Below are 15568 nucleotides of genomic sequence, written 5' to 3' on the forward strand. Positions count from 1 at the left end.
CCGCCGTCAGCGGACGCTGGTCCCGGCGCCGAGGAGGCTCGCCGCCTGCCGGAGATCCCCGTCGTCCCGTGGGCCGCTCAAGGCGTAGGCCGTGTCGCCGGCGTTCCACGACACGACGTCGCCGTCGTCCGAGCCGGTGAGGGTCGCCGGACCACCGCGGATGCCGCGGGTGGCGAACAGCGACGCCTCGCCGAAGCGCCCGGCCTCCAGGGCGAGTTCGATCCCGGTGCCGTGCCGGGCGGGGAAGACCTGGATGTCGCGGACGCGCCAGCCATCGGGGAGCGCCGGAAGATCGATGCCGGTGGCGGCGCGAAGGCGCCCGCGGTCGTAGACGGGATCGTCGCCCTGGCCGCCGATGCTCTTGCGCAGCTGCGCGACGGCCCGGGCCTGCCGCGCATCCGCGATCAGAACCGGATCGGGCGTGGCCGCCTGGGTGTCGGGAACGCCGAACCGGCCGATCTCGTCATGGGCGAGCCAGCCCGCGCCGACCAGCACCGCGATGGCCGCGGCCCGCTTCAGGCGGGAGGCGACCCGCCGCCAGCGCAGGTTCCGGTCGAAGCGCCGTGCGAGGACGACGTTCCGGTCCGGCCCGGGGCCGGGCACGCGCTCGAAGCAGGCCCGCAGGGCATCGCGATCGTGCATCTCGGCCATCACCCGGGCCGCGGCCTCGGGATGGGCCGCCAGATGCGCCTCGACGTCGAGGCGGCGCATCGGGTCGATCTGCCCGTCGACGAAGGCGATGAGATCGTCGTCTGTGATCGGATCGATCATCGTGAAGTCCTCGAATCCAGCGTGCCCCGGAGGCGGTCCGCCGGTCGCAATCGTCAGTCAGCGCCGGCACCGGGGTGCCGGCCGGTCGTCGGCGCCGTCCTCAGTTCTCCCCGGCGGCGCGCCGGAAGGACCAGGCGGGACGGCTCCGCGGCTCGTCGGACACGACGAGTCTGAGCGTGGACGGCGGCCCGCGCCGCGGATCGGATGGCCTCTCGGACATCCTGGCGGGCTCCGCCTCGCCGGAGGTCCGCTCGGACCGCGTCCCCTCCTCGAAGGCCCGCAGGGCCGCCCGGCCGCGGCCGAGGCGGGACATCAGCGTGCCGATCGGGATGCCGAGCACGGCCGCCGCGTCGGCGTAGGCCATGCCGTCCAGGGTGACGAGGTGAAGCGCGGCGCGCTGCTCCTCGGGCAGCGTGAGGAAGGCCTGCCGGATCTGGGCGAGGCGCACCTGCCCCTCCTGGGCCGGCGGCGCCATGTCCTCGGACATCCGCACCAGCGTATCGGCATGCCGCGCCTCGACCTGCCGTCGGCGCTGCTCGTCGATGAAGGCGTTGTGCAGCACCGTCATCATCCAGGTGCGCAGATTGGTGTTGGGCCGGAGCGTGCCCTGCATCTCCAGAGCCCGCACCAGGGTGTCGTGCACGAGATCGTCCGCCCGCAGCGTGTCGCGGGTGAGAGACCGGGCGTAGCGCCGCAGGGGCACCAGCAGGTCGATGAGGTCCGGGCGCTTGATCTTGTCCGATGCCATGGGGTGTGAACGGCGGCCGCCGGCCGTTTAATCCCGCATGGCGGTCCGGCGTCGCATTCAGGCTTGGTCGAGGGCGGCGGCGATCCCGGAGATCACCCTTGGATCGGTGGGTTCCACCTGCGTGGCGAAGGCGGCCGCGAGACTGCCGTCGCGGGCGATCAGATACTTGTGGAAGTTCCAGCGCGGCGTCTCGGCCGGACGCTCGGCCGCCGCCCAGCGGTAGAACGGGTGGGCGCCCGGCATCTTCACCCGGGTCTTGGCGGTCAGCGGGAAGGTGACGCCGTGATTCTTCCGCGCGGCCTCCGCAATGGCCGGACCGTCCAGGGGCTCCTGGTTGCCGAAATCGGGGGACGGGACGCCGATCACTGTGAGACCCCGGTCGCCGAAGCGGGTCCACAGCGTCTGCAGCCCGGCGAGCTGGCCGGCATACCCACAGGCCGTGGCGGTGTTGACCACGAGGATGGGCCTGCCCGCATAGGCGGAGAGCGGCATCGGCCCGCCCTCCGGCGCCTCGAAGGCGAAATCCGTCGCCCGCGTCGCGTCGGCGGCGCGGGCGCTGCCGGCAAGGCCGGCACCGATGAGGACCAGGAACTCGCGGCGCAAAACGGTCATGGCGGCAGCCTCGTTCCGAATTCAGCTGCGCGAACGCGCCAAGCCGCCCGGTGTTTCTCCCACCGGACCGGTCTTTTCGCCGCAGGGCCACGCCCGATCGGCGGGATCCTCCCCCCTTATCCGGCCCGGACCGAGGCCAGGAAGCGGCGAACCTCCGTGTCGAGCTGCCGGGCCTGGGTCGAGAGGCCGGACGCCGAGCCCAGGACCTGCGCGGCGGCGGCGCCGGTACCCTCGGCGGCACGGGCGACGCCGGCGATGTTGCGCGTCACCGCGCCGGCTCCGACCGCCGCATGCCCGACGTTCCGGACGATCTCCTGGGTGGCCGCGCCCTGCTGCTCCACCGAGGAGGCGATGCCGCTGGCCAGCACGCTGATCTCGTGGATGCGGCCGACGACAACCGTGATCGCCTCGGACGCGTCTCCGGTCCAGGACTGGAGGTCGCCGATCTGCCGCGCGACCTCCTCGGTGGCCTTGGCGGTCTGACCCGCAAGTTCCTTGACCTCGCTCGCCACCACGGCGAAGCCCCGGCCGGCCTCGCCGGCCCGGGCCGCCTCGATGGTGGCATTGAGCGCCAGCAGGTTGGTCTGCGCGGCGATCCCAGAGATGAGGCCGACCACGTCGCCGATCCGGGCGGCGCCCTCGCGCAGGGTCTCCATCAGACCGGCGGATTTCCCCGCTTCGGTCACGGCCGCGCTGGCGAAACCCGCCGAACCCTGCACCTGCCGCCCGATTTCCGTGACGGTGGTGCCGAGTTCCTCGGCCGCCGCCGCCACCGTGTTGATGTTCGAGGCCGCCTGCTCGGCCGCCGACGCCACCGTGGTCGATTGCTGCGCGGTCACCGTGGCGGCCGCGCTCATGCTCTCGGCGATGGATTGCAGCTCGGTCGCGGCCGTCGAGACGGCGCGCACGACGCCGCCGACCGCTGCTTCGAACCCGTCGGCCAGGGCACGCATGGCGTCCTGGCGCTGGATTTCCGAGGCCGCCCGTGCCTGGGCCGCCTCCACTTCAAGGATCTTGGCGCGGGCCAGTCCATCTCGGAAGACGCCCACGGATTCGGCCATCGCGCCGATCTCGTCGCGGCGCCCGGCACCGGGCACTTCGGCGGACAGGTCGTCGGCGGCGAGGCGCCCCATGGCGACCGTGATGGCGCGGATGGGCTTGGCGATCCCGAGTTGCAGGAGCGTGAGTCCGATCAGGGCGACCCCCACCATGCCCCCGAGACCGACGAGGCACGCCAGGCGCATCGCGGTGATCGCCCGCTCCTTGTCCACGGCCCGCTGCCGCATCAGCACCCGTTCGGATTCGGCGATCTCGGCCGCCTTGGCCCGGATGCCGTCCATGATCGCCTTGCCGTCGCCCGAACTTGCCATCCGGCGCGCCGCGTCCCGTGTCGCGGGGTCGCGCATCAGGGCGATCGTGCGTTCGGCGAACTCCGCGTCCCACCGCCCGGCCAGGGCGCGCAGCGCTTCGAGCCGGGCCACCTGAACCGGGTTGTCCACGGTCAGGTGCCGCGCCCTCTCCCAGGCCGCGCGGAACACGTCGCGGCCGGCTTGATCGGGTTCCAGGAAGCCGGGTTCGCCGGAGATCATGTAGCCGCGCAGGCCCGTCTCCCGGTCGATCATCCCGGTGGTCATCCGACCAACCTCCGTGAGCACGGCCTGCGTGTGCTCGGTCCAAGCATCGGCATGCTGTATCCGGCCGATATTCCGTAAGGAAATCACGGCAACGGCGACCATGACGGCCAGCATCAAGGCCATGACAAATGCGATCTTGACGCTGATCCTGAAATCCGACGAACGAAATATCATGCTCTAAGCACCCACCCCAAATTGCGAAGACCTCTCAAGCTTTCGCAATCCTGGATTCGGGTCGTAGGGGAGGCATGTAAACGATATGTTTCAGTCTGCGCAAATTTCTCGCATGCAAGTCATGGCACAATCGAATTACATTAGTAATACGATGCAAATCATCTTCAATCACGGCGCGGTTTATTCAAAATTATTCCATCTCGATATTACACAATACCCCGCAAACGTCGACCATCACTGATACGTCTGCTGCAGATCGATCGTGCAATCCCGGCCGACCCGCTCGTAATTCTCGGCGAGCCAGGCCTGCGCGGCGGCGCGGCCCTTGTCGCGCAGGCGCTTGAACACGGTCCAGCGGGCGTCGAGCTTGGACGCCGCGTTGTAGTCCTCAAGGGCATCGGTGCCGTCGATCCGGTGCACCAAAACCCTCCGGTACTCGCCCTGGCCGAGGGTGCCCTCCTCGATGAGACCGTCCAGGAAGTCGATGGCCCGCAATTCCCGCATCAGGTTGGCGTTGAAGGTGATCTCGTTGAGCCGGTCGCGGATCTCGTTCTCCGTGCGCGGAGTCTCGCGCCGCTCGACCGGGTTGATCTGCACGAGGAGGATGTCGCGGGTCTGGGCGCCGCGGTGCAGGGGATAGAGCGGCGGATTGCCGAGATACCCGCCGTCCCAATATGGCACGCCGTCGATCTCCACGGCGTGGAAGACGGTCGGCAGGCAGGCGGACGCCATCAGGTGGTCGACGGTGAGGCGCTCGCGCTCGAACACCGCGAGCTTGCCGGTCCAGACATTGGTGGCCGAGACGAACAGGCCCGCCGTATCCGCCTCGCGAAGCCGCGCGAAGTCCACCTGCTCGGCGAGGGCCTTGCGCAGCGGATTGATGTTGAGCGGATTCGACACGTAGGGGCTGGGCGCCAGCACCTTCGACCAGAACTCGGCCACCGGATTGCCCTTCCACAGGCTGAACAGGCCGCTGACGAAATGGCGCTGGGTCGGCCCGAGATCGCCGTCGAGGCTGACCTCCCGCCAGAAGCGCTCCAGGCCCTGGCGGGCGCCGTCCGGACCGCCCTTCAGCCAGCCATCCACCAGGACGACGGCGTTCATGGCCCCGGCGCTCGCCCCCGTGACCGCCTCGAACCCGAGGCGCCCGTCCTCGATCAGGGCGTCGAGCACGCCCCAGGTGAAGGCGCCGTGCGCGCCGCCCCCCTGGAGCGCCAGGGCGACCGGCTTCTCGGCCCTGGGGCCGGCGAGCAGGGTTCCCTGCGTCTGCGAAGCCTGCGCGTCGATGCCGTCCGAGACGGGCGACTCGGGCACAGCGGTGGCGGGATTGTGCGGCTCGGTGCCGCCGGATTGCTCGCTCATGTCGGCCTCCTGATCAGGGCGATAGATGGGATGTTGCAGTGCAACAGCAACCGGGAACCAGGGTTGCAGGCCACCCTCTGCCTCGCCTCGACCCGAGCGAATCGGCCACAGCGACGGATGAAAACCCGGTCGCCGCCGCGGCTGTCGCCCGTCGAACGTGCAGCAAACTCGACATCCGCGGCCGGATACGACATGACAGCCGCGATGCTGTCCTGCGCGGCGCCGGCTTGACGCGGCGCCGGGTGATCCGCAGCTAACCCGCGGCAGCCCCGAAGTTCCGGCGAGGCGTGTCCCCGGGACCGGCCCGGCAGCCGTGACGGCTCCGGCACCCCGCGAGGCGCGCACGCGAAGGTCCACGATGGAAGTCATGGAAGCCACCCGTTCCGAAACCACCGCCGAAATCCCCGCCGGCGAGAACCCGCTGGCCGCAGGCGGCCCGGAGATCGCCGGCCCCGCCCCGCGCCACCGCACGGTCGGCGTCACGGTCGGCGAGGGCGAGGGCGCGGTCATGGTCGGCGGCGGCGCGCCGATCGTCGTCCAGTCGATGACCAACACCGACACGGCCGACATCGACGCCACCGTGGCGCAGGTCGCCCAGCTCGCCCGGGTGGGCTCGGAACTCGTCCGCATCACCGTCGATCGCGACGAGGCGGCCGCCGCCGTGCCGAAGATCCGCGAACGTCTCGACCGGATCGGCGTCCACGTACCGCTGGTGGGCGACTTCCACTACATCGGCCACAAGCTGCTCGCCGACCATCCGGCCTGCGCCGAGGCGCTGGCCAAGTACCGGATCAATCCCGGCAACGTCGGCTTCAAGGACAAGAAGGACACCCAGTTCTCGGCGATCATCGAGCAGGCGATCAAGCACAACAAGACCGTGCGGATCGGCGCCAACTGGGGCTCGCTGGACGGCGAGCTGCTCACCCACCTGATGGACGAGAACGCCAAGGCGCCGCGGCCGATCGATGCCCGGGCGGTGATGCGCGAGGCGATGGTCCGCTCCGCGATCAGCTCCGCCGACCGCGCCGTGGAGCTCGGCCTGCCGCAGAACAAAATCATCCTCTCGGCCAAGGTCTCGGCCGTGCAGGACCTGATCGCCGTCTATCGTGAGGTGGCGCGCCGCTCGGATTACGCGATCCATCTCGGCCTCACCGAGGCCGGCATGGGCTCCAAGGGCCTGGTGGCGGCCTCCGCGGCCATCGGCGTGCTCCTCCAGGAGGGTATCGGCGACACGATCCGCTACTCGCTGACCCCCGAGCCCGGCGGCGACCGCAGCGTCGAGGTCAAGGCGAGCCAGGAACTCCTGCAGACGATGGGGTTCCGCACCTTCGTGCCGATGGTGGCGGCCTGCCCGGGCTGCGGCCGCACGACCTCCACGACCTTCCAGGAGCTGGCCCGCGACATCCAGAACTGGATCGTTACCTCCATGCCGGAGTGGAAGAAGTCGTATCCGGGCGTCGAGGGGCTGAACGTCGCCGTGATGGGCTGCATCGTGAACGGCCCGGGCGAATCGAAGCATGCCGATATCGGCATCTCCCTGCCCGGGACCGGCGAGACCCCGACCGCGCCGGTCTTCATCGACGGCAAGAAGGCCATGACCCTGCGCGGCCCGACGCTCGCCAAGGATTTCGAGACGATCGTGATCGACTACATCCAGCGCCGATTCGGCCAGCAGGGCGGCGGCACCCGCACCGCTGCGGAGTGAGTCCGGCCCTCGGGCCGGTTGAGCCCCGAGGCTGGTCGGCGGCCGCGCGGGGCGGCGCCCGTCCGCGTCGTTTCCCCTTCGCACCGCGGGAGAGCGCGGCGGCCGGGCGGAAACCCAGGGCCGCAATCTTCGCAGAGGCACCCGGTTTCCGGCCGCACACGGCCGTGATAGCAAGGCCGCACGATCCCGCGAGCGGTCGGCCCGGTGGCCGGCCCGCACGGTTCGGCGGAGTCTTCGCGTTTTCTGCCCGGCCCTGACTGGCCCCTGAGCCGAACCGCGAAGCGCCGGCCACGTCCGAGCTTCCGACATCCGCATGAGCCACAACTTCGCACCCGGCGTAGCAGCCCAGCCCGCGCCCGACGCCGCGCGCGGCACCGCCGCGGGAGCCGACGGCACCGACAGCCAGGGAGCCGTGCACGGGCCGGCGACCTCCGGCACCCTCGATGCCCCCGAGAAGGCGGAGACGCGCCACGGCCATGCCGGCTTCTGGACGCTCCTCGTCGGCTCCGTCGGCGTCGTCTACGGCGATATCGGCACGAGCCCGCTCTACGCGTTCCGCGAGGCGCTGGTCCCGGCCCGGACCGACGGCATCCTCCTGCCCGAGGAGGTGATCGGCACCGTCTCGCTGATCCTCTGGGCTCTCTTCATGATCGTGACGGTGAAGTACGTCGCGATCCTGCTGCGCATGGACAACAACGGCGAGGGCGGCATCCTCTCGCTCATGGCCTTGGCGCGGAAGGCGCTCGGCGGCTCGCGCATCGTGTTCATGCTGGGATTGATGGGCGCGTCGCTGTTCTACGGCGACGCGGTCATCACCCCGGCGATCTCGGTGCTCTCGGYGGTGGAGGGCCTGAAGCTCGTCACCCCCGCCCTCGACGACTACGTCCTGCCGATCACCGTGGTGATCATCGTCGCGCTGTTCCTCGTGCAGAATCGCGGCACCGCCAAGGTCGCGGCCTTCTTCGGGCCGGCGACGATCGTGTGGTTCGTCGCGATGGCGCTGGCGGCCCTGCCGCACATCGCCCTGCACCCGGAGGTGTTCCGGGCGGTCAATCCCTGGCACGCCGTGGTCTACCTGCTGGGCCACGGCACCGGCGCGCTGGTGGCGCTCGGCGCCGTGTTCCTGGCCGTGACCGGGGCCGAGGCGCTGTTCGCCGATCTCGGCCATTTCGGCCGCAAGCCGATCCAGGTGGCGTGGATCGGCCTCGTCTTCCCGGCGCTGGCGCTCAACTATCTCGGGCAGGCGGCCCTGGTGCTGGAGAAGCCCGACACGGCCGACCCGTTCTTCCAGCTCGTGCCGGCCTGGGGCCTGCTGCCCATGGTGGTGCTCGCCACGATCGCCACCGTGGTGGCGAGCCAGGCGGTGATCACCGGCGCCTTCTCCCTGTCCCGTCAGGCGATCCAGCTCGGCCTGCTGCCGCGGCTGGAGATCCGCCACACCTCCGAGTCGCATGCCGGCCAGATCTACCTCCCGCAGATCAACGGCCTGCTGATGTTCGGCGTCGTCCTGCTGGCGATCCTGTTCAAGACCTCCTCGTCCCTGGCCTCGGCCTACGGCATCGCGGTGACCGGCACGATGCTGCTCACCGCCTCCCTGACCTTCCTGGTGATGTGGCGCATGTGGAAGTGGTCGCCGGTGGCGGCGGCCGCCGTGATGCTGCCGTTCATCGTCCTGGAGTTCCTGTTCCTGCTCTCGAACCTCATCAAGGTGGTGGAGGGGGGCTACGTGCCGCTCCTGCTGGCGGGCGGCCTGATCATCCTGATGTGGACCTGGGTTCGCGGCGTCACGATCCTGTTCAACAAGACCCGCAAGACCGACGTGCCGCTGGTCGAGCTGGTCGGCATGCTGGAGAAGAGCCCGCCCCACCACGTCCGCGGCACCGCGGTGTTCCTCACGAGCGATCCCGAGATCGCCCCGGCGGCGCTCCTGCACAACCTCAAGCACAACAAGGTGCTGCACGAGAAGAACGTGATCCTCACCGTCGAGACGGTGGACACGCCCCGCTCCAACGAGGCCGACAAGGTGCGGATCGAGCCGGTGGGCCCGCATTTCTACCGGGTGGTGATGAAGTTCGGCTACATGGAGACGCCGAACATCCCGAAGACGCTGGTGCTGCTGCGCCGCCAGGGCTTCAAGTTCGACATCATGGCGACGTCGTTCTTCCTGTCGCGCCGCTCGATCCGGCCGGCGGCGCATTCCGGCATGCCGCTTTGGCAGGACCGGATCTTCATCACCCTCGCCAAGAACGCCAACGACGCCACGGACTTCTTCCAGATCCCCACCGGGCGGGTGGTGGAGGTTGGGACGCAGGTGACGGTGTAGTTGGGAAATCCGGCAGACGCGCAGTAATTTCGGTCAAATATTCATGTAATTCCGGTATTTTACCGCCAATATTTATGTAGTCACGTAATAATGTGAAACTCTCAGTCGAATGGCCGCTTAATTTCCGCGGTTGATTCGGATCTGCACATATGAAACATTGCGACTCGCCGTCTACGAGATGATTCCGACGCGTCATCGCGCCTTTTCGAGGTCGAGCCATGGTGATCGCGGAGCGATCTCTCTCGATACAGGGCGGATCCGAGCCAAAGGCGTGCAAGATTACGATGCACGAACCTGAAAACGCGGACGGGATGTGGATCTGCCGCTATACGATTGAATGGCCGAACGCTCCGGAACAGAGCTTCGGCGCTGGCGTCGACGCCTTTCAAGCGCTCCACCTCACGCTCCAGAAAATCGGCATCTCACTATATGCCAGCGCCTATCACAAGGCGGGCACCCTGGTGTTCGACAGGCCCGGGAGAGGCTACGGCTTCCCAATGCCGAAGAATGGACGTGAGCTTTTGATCGGAGACGACAAAATCTTCGACGGGTGAGCACCGGACCCGCGCTCCGGCTGATCAACGCCATCGTCGCGGGCCGCTGCTCTGGTGGAAGATCGCTGGAGCGTGACGGCGCCGGCTCGCCGCGTTCTCAGGGCGGGATCCAGGCCCCTGATCGGCAGAGGTTGATCGGGCAGCACGCGATGGCACGGCCGGACTGGCCACGCCCGACGCGCGGACACAATCTCAGGTTGTTCCCATGAACCCGCACCTCATGTGCGCCGCCGCACGCGGCATGATCTGAGCGCAACCAAGCGAGGATGACCGGCCCTGTCCGTGCGTTGCGCCCAGGGTGAGGCCTGCCTTAGAATGCTTATTATTCTGAGCTCGCGCGTTCACCCGGCGGCACGACCGCATCGGCGGACGTGAGCCGACCAATCCGGCATCGGCCCCAGGCCCGGCTCGGACCCGATCGAACGCCGCTCCGGCGCCGCCAGACAGGACGCATCGATGATCAAACTCACCGTGAACGGGGCTGCGCGCAGCTTCGACGGCGACCCCGACATGCCGCTGCTGTGGTACCTGCGGGACGAACTCGGGCTCACCGGCACCAAGTTCGGCTGCGGCGTCTCGCTCTGCGGGGCCTGCACGATCCACCTCGGCGGCGCGGCGACGCGGGCCTGCATCACGCCGGTCTCGGCGGCCGCGGGCCAGGAGGTCGTCACCATCGAGGGCCTGTCGCCGGACGGCAATCACCCGGTGCAGGTGGCGTGGCGCGACCAGAACGTCGCCCAGTGCGGCTTCTGCCAGTGCGGCCAGATCATGCAGGCCGCCGCCCTCCTGAAGGACACACCGAAGCCGTCCGACCAGGACATCGACGACACGATGAGCGGCAACATCTGCCGCTGCGGCACCTATCCGCGCATCCGCGCCGCGATCCATCAGGCTGCCGGCCAGGCGGCACCCGCCAGCAAGGGAGAGCGCCTGTGATTCAAGAAGCCATTGCCTCGGCCCAGCGGATGGCCGAACGGGCCGCGACCACGCCGACCCTCGCGCCGGTACTCGACAATGTCAGCCGCCGCGGCATCCTCGGCGGCGCCGGCGCCCTCGTCCTGGCGCTGAGCCTGCGCGGCCCGGCCCGGGCCGAGGACGCCAAGGCCGAGGAGCAGAAGTTCGGCGCCGACGGCATGCCGCATGGCTGGCGCGACGATCCGAAGGTCTTCGTGGCCATCGCCCCCGACGGCACCGTCACGGTCACCAACCACCGCTCCGACATGGGCCAGGGCATCCGGACCTCGGTCGCCCTCACGGTCGCCGACGAGCTTGAGGCCGACTGGTCGAAGGTGAAGGTGGTCCAGGCCTGGGGCGACGAGACCCGCTTCGGCAACCAGGACACCGACGGCTCGCGCTCGACCCGCCACTTCTTCCAGCACTTCCGCCATGCCGGCGCGGCCGCGCGGCTGATGCTGATCCAGGCTGCGGCCAAGCAGTGGAGCGTGCCGGCCTCCGAGGTGACCGCCGTCAACCACACCCTGACCCACGCCAAGTCGGGCCGCACCCTCGGCTACGGCGCCGTGGCCAAGGCCGCCGCCGAGCTGCCGGTGCCCACCGACGTCACGCTGAAGGACCCGAAGGACTTCCGCTACATCGGCACCGGCAAGATCGGGCTGATCGACAATGTCGACATCACCACCGGCAAGGCCGTCTACGGCCTCGACACCAAGCTCGACGGGATGCTGTACGCGGTCGTCGCGCGCCCTGCCGTCTACGGCGGTAAAGTGAAGTCCTTCGACGACGGCGAGGCCAAGAAGGTCCCGGGCGTCGTGAAGATCTTCAAGATCGACGGCGGCGAGATCCCGTCCGAGTTCATGCCGCTCGGCGGCGTCGCCGTGGTGGCCAAGAACACCTGGGCGGCCCTGAAGGCCCGGGACGCCCTCAAGATCACCTGGGACGACGGCCCGAACGCCGGCTACGACACGGATGCGTTCCGCAAGGAGCTGGAGGCCGCCGCCCGCAAGCCCGGCAAGGTCGTGCGCACGCAGGGCGACGTCGACGGCGCGATGGCCAAGGCCAAGACCAAGGTCGAGGCCGAGTACTTCGTGCCCCACCTCGCCCAGGCCCCCATGGAGCCCCCGGCCGCGGTGGCCCGGGTGAAGGACGGATTCTGCGAGGCCTGGGCCTGCGTGCAGGGCCCGCAGGCCGCCAACGACCGCCTGATGAAGGCGCTCAAGCTGCCGGACGACAAGGTCAAGGTGAACGTCACGCTGCTCGGCGGCGGCTTCGGGCGCAAGTCCAAGCCCGACTACGTGGTCGAGGCGGCGCTCTGTTCGCAGGCTGTCGGCGGTGCGCCGGTGAAGCTCGCCTGGACCCGCGAGGACGACCTCCACCACGGCTTCTACCACACGATCTCGGTGGAGCATCTGGAGGCCGGCCTCGACGAGAAGGGCATGCCGGTGGCGTGGCTGCACCGCTCGGTGGCGCCGACGATCGGCTCGCTCTTCGCGCCGGATCCCAAGCACGAGCTGCCGCTGGAGCTGGGCATGGGGCTGGTCAACACGCCCTTCAACGTGCCGAACCTCCGGCTGGAGAACCCGGAGGCCGCCGCCCATGTGCGGATCGGCTGGTTCCGCTCGGTGTCGAACATCCCGCACGCCTTCGCGATCCAGTCCTTCGTGTCGGAGCTGGCGCATGCCGCCGGCCGCGAGCCGAAGGAGTACCTGCTGGAGCTGATCGGTCCGGACCGGTCGATCAGCCCGACCGAGATCGGCGACGTCTGGAACTACGGCGAGGACCCCAAGCGCTACCCGATCGAGACCGGCCGCCTGCGCGGCGTGATCGAGGCGGCCGCCAAGGGCGCGGGCTGGGGGCGGCAGATGCCCAAGGGCACCGGCCTCGGCATTGCCGGCCACTACAGCTTCGTCACCTACACGGCGGTGGCGGCCGAGGTGGAGGTCGACGACAAGGGCCAGGTGAAGGTGAAGGCGGTCGACATCGCGGTCGATTGCGGGCCGCAGGTGAACCCGGAGCGCATCCGTTCGCAGATGGAGGGCGCGGTGGTCATGGGGATGGGGCTCGCCCTCACCTCCGAGATCACCTTCAAGCAGGGCCGGGCGGTGCAGAACAACTTCGACGGCTACGAGGTCCTCCGGATCGACGCCGCCCCGAAGGCCGTTCGCGTCCACCTCGTGCCGTCCGGCAGCTATGACGGCCCCCTCGGCGGCGTCGGCGAGCCCGGCGTGCCGCCGGTGGCACCGGCGATCGCCAACGCGATCTTCGCCGCCACCGGCCGGCGGGTCCGGCAATTGCCGATCCGCGATCAGCTGAGCGCCTGAACCGGCATCCGTCGCGATGCGTTGGGGCCGTGGGGGAACCCGCGGCCCCTTCTTTTTGGAAAGAGACCCGACACGATGATGCGTCCCGCCCTGACGGCCTGCCTGACCCTGATCCTGACGGCGGCGCCCGCCCTCGCCTCGCCCTGCGGCGACCGGATCGAGGGCGTCTCCAAGCGGGTCCAGGCCGAGCTGACCCAGTCGATCTCGGCCTCGACCAGCGGCCAGGGCAATGCCGCCAAGCGCGCCGGCGAGGGGGTCACCGGCACGGAGGGCCAGCGGGCGAAGGAAGCCCCGGAGGCCCCGCCGGAGAAATCGGCCCAGGCCGGCCAGGGGGCGGATGCCGCCCAGCAGGCGAAGGTCGCCCTGGAGGAGGCCCGCACGGCGGATTCGAAGGGCGACGAGAAGGCCTGCGAAGCCTCCCTGTCGCGCGCCGAGCAGCAGTTGAAGAAGGCGCCCTGACGGGCGGAATCACCCTCACCTGAGGAGCGCGCGGGCTACGACATCCACAGATCTGGATCGGAAACGGGCGCTTGCAGCGGAGCGCGACGCGCCCCCTCTCCCGTGCGGGAGAGGGTCGGGGTGAGGGGCGAGACGCGTCAGAATCGAGCACGCGGTCGACGGGCGAGCCCGTCGCGCTGTCTGCGGATGCCGCCCATCCCTCACCCTGTCCCTCTCCCGACGGATCTCGGGCCTGCCCGAGATCCGCACTGAGGAGCCCAAGTCGGGCAAGCCCGACTTGTCTGGAGAGGGGACCCGCGCCCGGTCCTGAAACCGCATTGTCAAAGCCGATGCGCGGATCCGCTGGCCCACCGGGCGAGGGGGCGGCCTGAGCCCGCATGACCGAGCGTCCACGGGCGCCGCGATCATCGCCCCAGCGCGCTGATCTCGATCACGAACTTCCGCCGCAGCGCCCGCGAGAAGTCGCCGTAGCCGGCCGCCGCCAGCAGGAACGCGCCCGGTCCGCCGATGACATGGGCGCGGTACCATTGCTCCAGGCTCGTGCGCTCCTGAGGCAGCGGCGTCGCCCGCAATCCGTAGCCGGGCGCCCGGTAGGCTCCGGCCCCGACCACGTCGTTCTCGCCCGGCACCAGGATCGGCAGGCCGTTGACCGTCGCCCCGGTGGCGAGCAGGCCCGCATGCGCCTCCGCGAGGCTGTCGGCATCGGTGCAATTGTCGATGCCGTCCCCCGAGACGTCGACCACGACGCGCTCGGCCGGGAGCGGCAGGGCCGGCAGCACCCCGGCCGTCACCGTCCGGAACATCTGGCCGAGGCAGGTGAACTCGCCCGCCTGCCGGGGCGTCGCACGGACCAGGGCTGCCACGGCCGTCGCGTCGGCCCGGCTGACGATCCGCCGCCAGCCGACCGCGAGGTCGGCCTTGTCGGCCCAGGTCACCATGGCGAACAGGATGCCGCCGGGATTGCCCGTGATGGCACCGACGACGGCGGGATCCTCCAGGGCCTCGGCGATACCCTCCATCTGGAGCCGGAAGCGGGTATCGTCGACGGATTGCGACACGTCCACCGAGACGAGAAGCGCGGTGCCGACGCTGTCCGGCGCGGCGGCGGCTGGAGCCAACCCCAGCAGCAGGAGGCCGGCGGATCGCAGCAGCCCGCGGCGGATCCATCCCGACTCCGTCCGCATCATCGGCATCGGAACTCCCGGAACGCGCGGCCCTCGTGCGCCCGTTAGGGCATGTTTCGGGGCGTTGCGAAACCGGCCTTTCGGGGGGCTCGCCGCTCGGGCCGACGCGCCATCGGGACGATCCGACGCCGCGCCGGCCGGGTCGCGATCGGGCTCGAAGCCCGGCCCCGGTGAGGAAGTTCGTCTCCGGCGGCGGTGGCCCGCTCATCTCGGAGACGGCCCCTCCCCCCGCCCCATCCCGGGGCCGTCGAGGGCGGCCTGAGCGCCGCCCGGAGGACGGCTCAGGCCGCAGCCGCGGCGCCAAGCGCGTGCGGGTTGCCGTTCAGGCCGGCACAGAGATCGTCGATCTCGGCGAGATCCAGCGCGTCGCCGGTCCGGCCCGCGATGGTGTCGATCAGGTGGTCCTGGCGGGGGTCGAACGGATGTCCCTGCATCCGGTAGAACTGGTAATAGCGCAGCGCCGCCAGAACGGTGTCGCGCTCGCGGTCGGTTACGGTGAAGTGCTGCATGGGTAGTTGCTTCCCCTTGTGGCTTCAACGAACGCTCGGGTGGGCCGCGACGCCGAAACCGAGCTTGGCTGTTGTAACCCGTGGGCAACGCCCCGACCAGTTCTTGACAGCTCGCGGGGAAGTGATTCGCGGCATTTAAGATTTTGATCCTCGCCGGAATAGCCGCGACACGAATCGAAAACGCGAGCCTCCGCAATACCTTGCCGCCCCCGTGCCCGCAGGCGCCGGGCGGCGGCGCGTCAGGCCGCCCGGCGC

General features: G+C 69.7%; 13 protein-coding genes. 6 read left to right on the forward strand and 7 right to left on the reverse strand.

What is annotated here, in order from left to right; translation table 11 throughout:
* Positions 1-6: 6 nt before the first annotated feature.
* The 5 genes from ACXJKQ_RS23575 to ACXJKQ_RS23595 form a co-directional block, all read right to left on the reverse strand.
* Positions 7-771, reverse strand: coding sequence for an anti-sigma factor family protein (locus ACXJKQ_RS23575; protein WP_457108124.1), 765 nt, complete (start codon positions 769-771; stop codon positions 7-9).
* Between the two features lie 100 nt (positions 772-871).
* Positions 872-1519, reverse strand: coding sequence for a sigma-70 family RNA polymerase sigma factor (locus ACXJKQ_RS23580; RefSeq protein WP_457108125.1), 648 nt, complete (start codon positions 1517-1519; stop codon positions 872-874).
* Between the two features lie 57 nt (positions 1520-1576).
* A complete protein-coding gene (locus ACXJKQ_RS23585; protein WP_457108126.1) occupies positions 1577-2131 on the reverse strand; it encodes a glutathione peroxidase in 555 nt (184 codons plus the stop codon).
* 116 nt (positions 2132-2247) lie between these two features.
* Complete coding sequence (locus tag ACXJKQ_RS23590) at positions 2248-3939, reverse strand: methyl-accepting chemotaxis protein (RefSeq protein ID WP_457108127.1); 1692 nt, start codon at positions 3937-3939, stop codon at positions 2248-2250.
* 234 nt (positions 3940-4173) lie between these two features.
* A complete protein-coding gene (locus ACXJKQ_RS23595; RefSeq protein WP_457108128.1) occupies positions 4174-5301 on the reverse strand; it encodes a patatin-like phospholipase family protein in 1128 nt (375 codons plus the stop codon).
* 358 nt (positions 5302-5659) lie between these two features.
* Here ACXJKQ_RS23595 and ispG point away from each other — a divergent pair, with 358 nt between their 5' ends.
* The 6 genes from ispG to ACXJKQ_RS23625 all read left to right on the forward strand — a co-directional run bounded on the left by ispG (position 5660) and on the right by ACXJKQ_RS23625 (position 13620).
* Positions 5660-7006, forward strand: coding sequence for a flavodoxin-dependent (E)-4-hydroxy-3-methylbut-2-enyl-diphosphate synthase (gene ispG / locus ACXJKQ_RS23600; RefSeq protein ID WP_457108129.1), 1347 nt, complete (start codon positions 5660-5662; stop codon positions 7004-7006).
* 313 nt (positions 7007-7319) lie between these two features.
* Positions 7320-9329: a potassium transporter Kup gene (locus ACXJKQ_RS23605; protein WP_457108130.1), complete on the forward strand. Its 2010-nt coding sequence runs from the start codon at positions 7320-7322 to the stop codon at positions 9327-9329.
* A 218-nt stretch (positions 9330-9547) separates the two neighbouring features.
* Entirely contained in the window at positions 9548-9883 is a 336-nt protein-coding gene (locus tag ACXJKQ_RS23610) for a DUF6968 family protein (RefSeq protein ID WP_457108131.1), read from the forward strand.
* A gap of 456 nt (positions 9884-10339) precedes the next feature.
* Positions 10340-10819 (forward strand): (2Fe-2S)-binding protein, encoded by a 480-nt coding sequence (locus ACXJKQ_RS23615; RefSeq protein ID WP_457108132.1) that lies wholly within the window; start codon positions 10340-10342, stop codon positions 10817-10819.
* 29 nt (positions 10820-10848) lie between these two features.
* Positions 10849-13161 carry a molybdopterin cofactor-binding domain-containing protein gene (locus tag ACXJKQ_RS23620; protein WP_457108135.1) on the forward strand — a complete coding sequence of 771 codons (2313 nt, stop codon included), beginning with the start codon at positions 10849-10851 and terminating at the stop codon, positions 13159-13161.
* A 75-nt stretch (positions 13162-13236) separates the two neighbouring features.
* Positions 13237-13620: a hypothetical protein gene (locus ACXJKQ_RS23625; RefSeq protein WP_457108133.1), complete on the forward strand. Its 384-nt coding sequence runs from the start codon at positions 13237-13239 to the stop codon at positions 13618-13620.
* Positions 13621-14024: 404 nt separating this feature from the next.
* Here the strand turns inward: ACXJKQ_RS23625 and ACXJKQ_RS23630 are convergent, their stop codons facing one another.
* Both ACXJKQ_RS23630 and ACXJKQ_RS23635 read right to left on the reverse strand, forming a co-directional pair.
* Positions 14025-14804 carry a DUF1194 domain-containing protein gene (locus tag ACXJKQ_RS23630; RefSeq protein ID WP_457108136.1) on the reverse strand — a complete coding sequence of 260 codons (780 nt, stop codon included), beginning with the start codon at positions 14802-14804 and terminating at the stop codon, positions 14025-14027.
* A gap of 281 nt (positions 14805-15085) precedes the next feature.
* Entirely contained in the window at positions 15086-15313 is a 228-nt protein-coding gene (locus tag ACXJKQ_RS23635) for a hypothetical protein (protein ID WP_457108134.1), read from the reverse strand.
* Positions 15314-15568 lie beyond the last annotated feature (255 nt).

This window comes from Methylobacterium sp. P5_C11, from assembly GCF_054049775.1.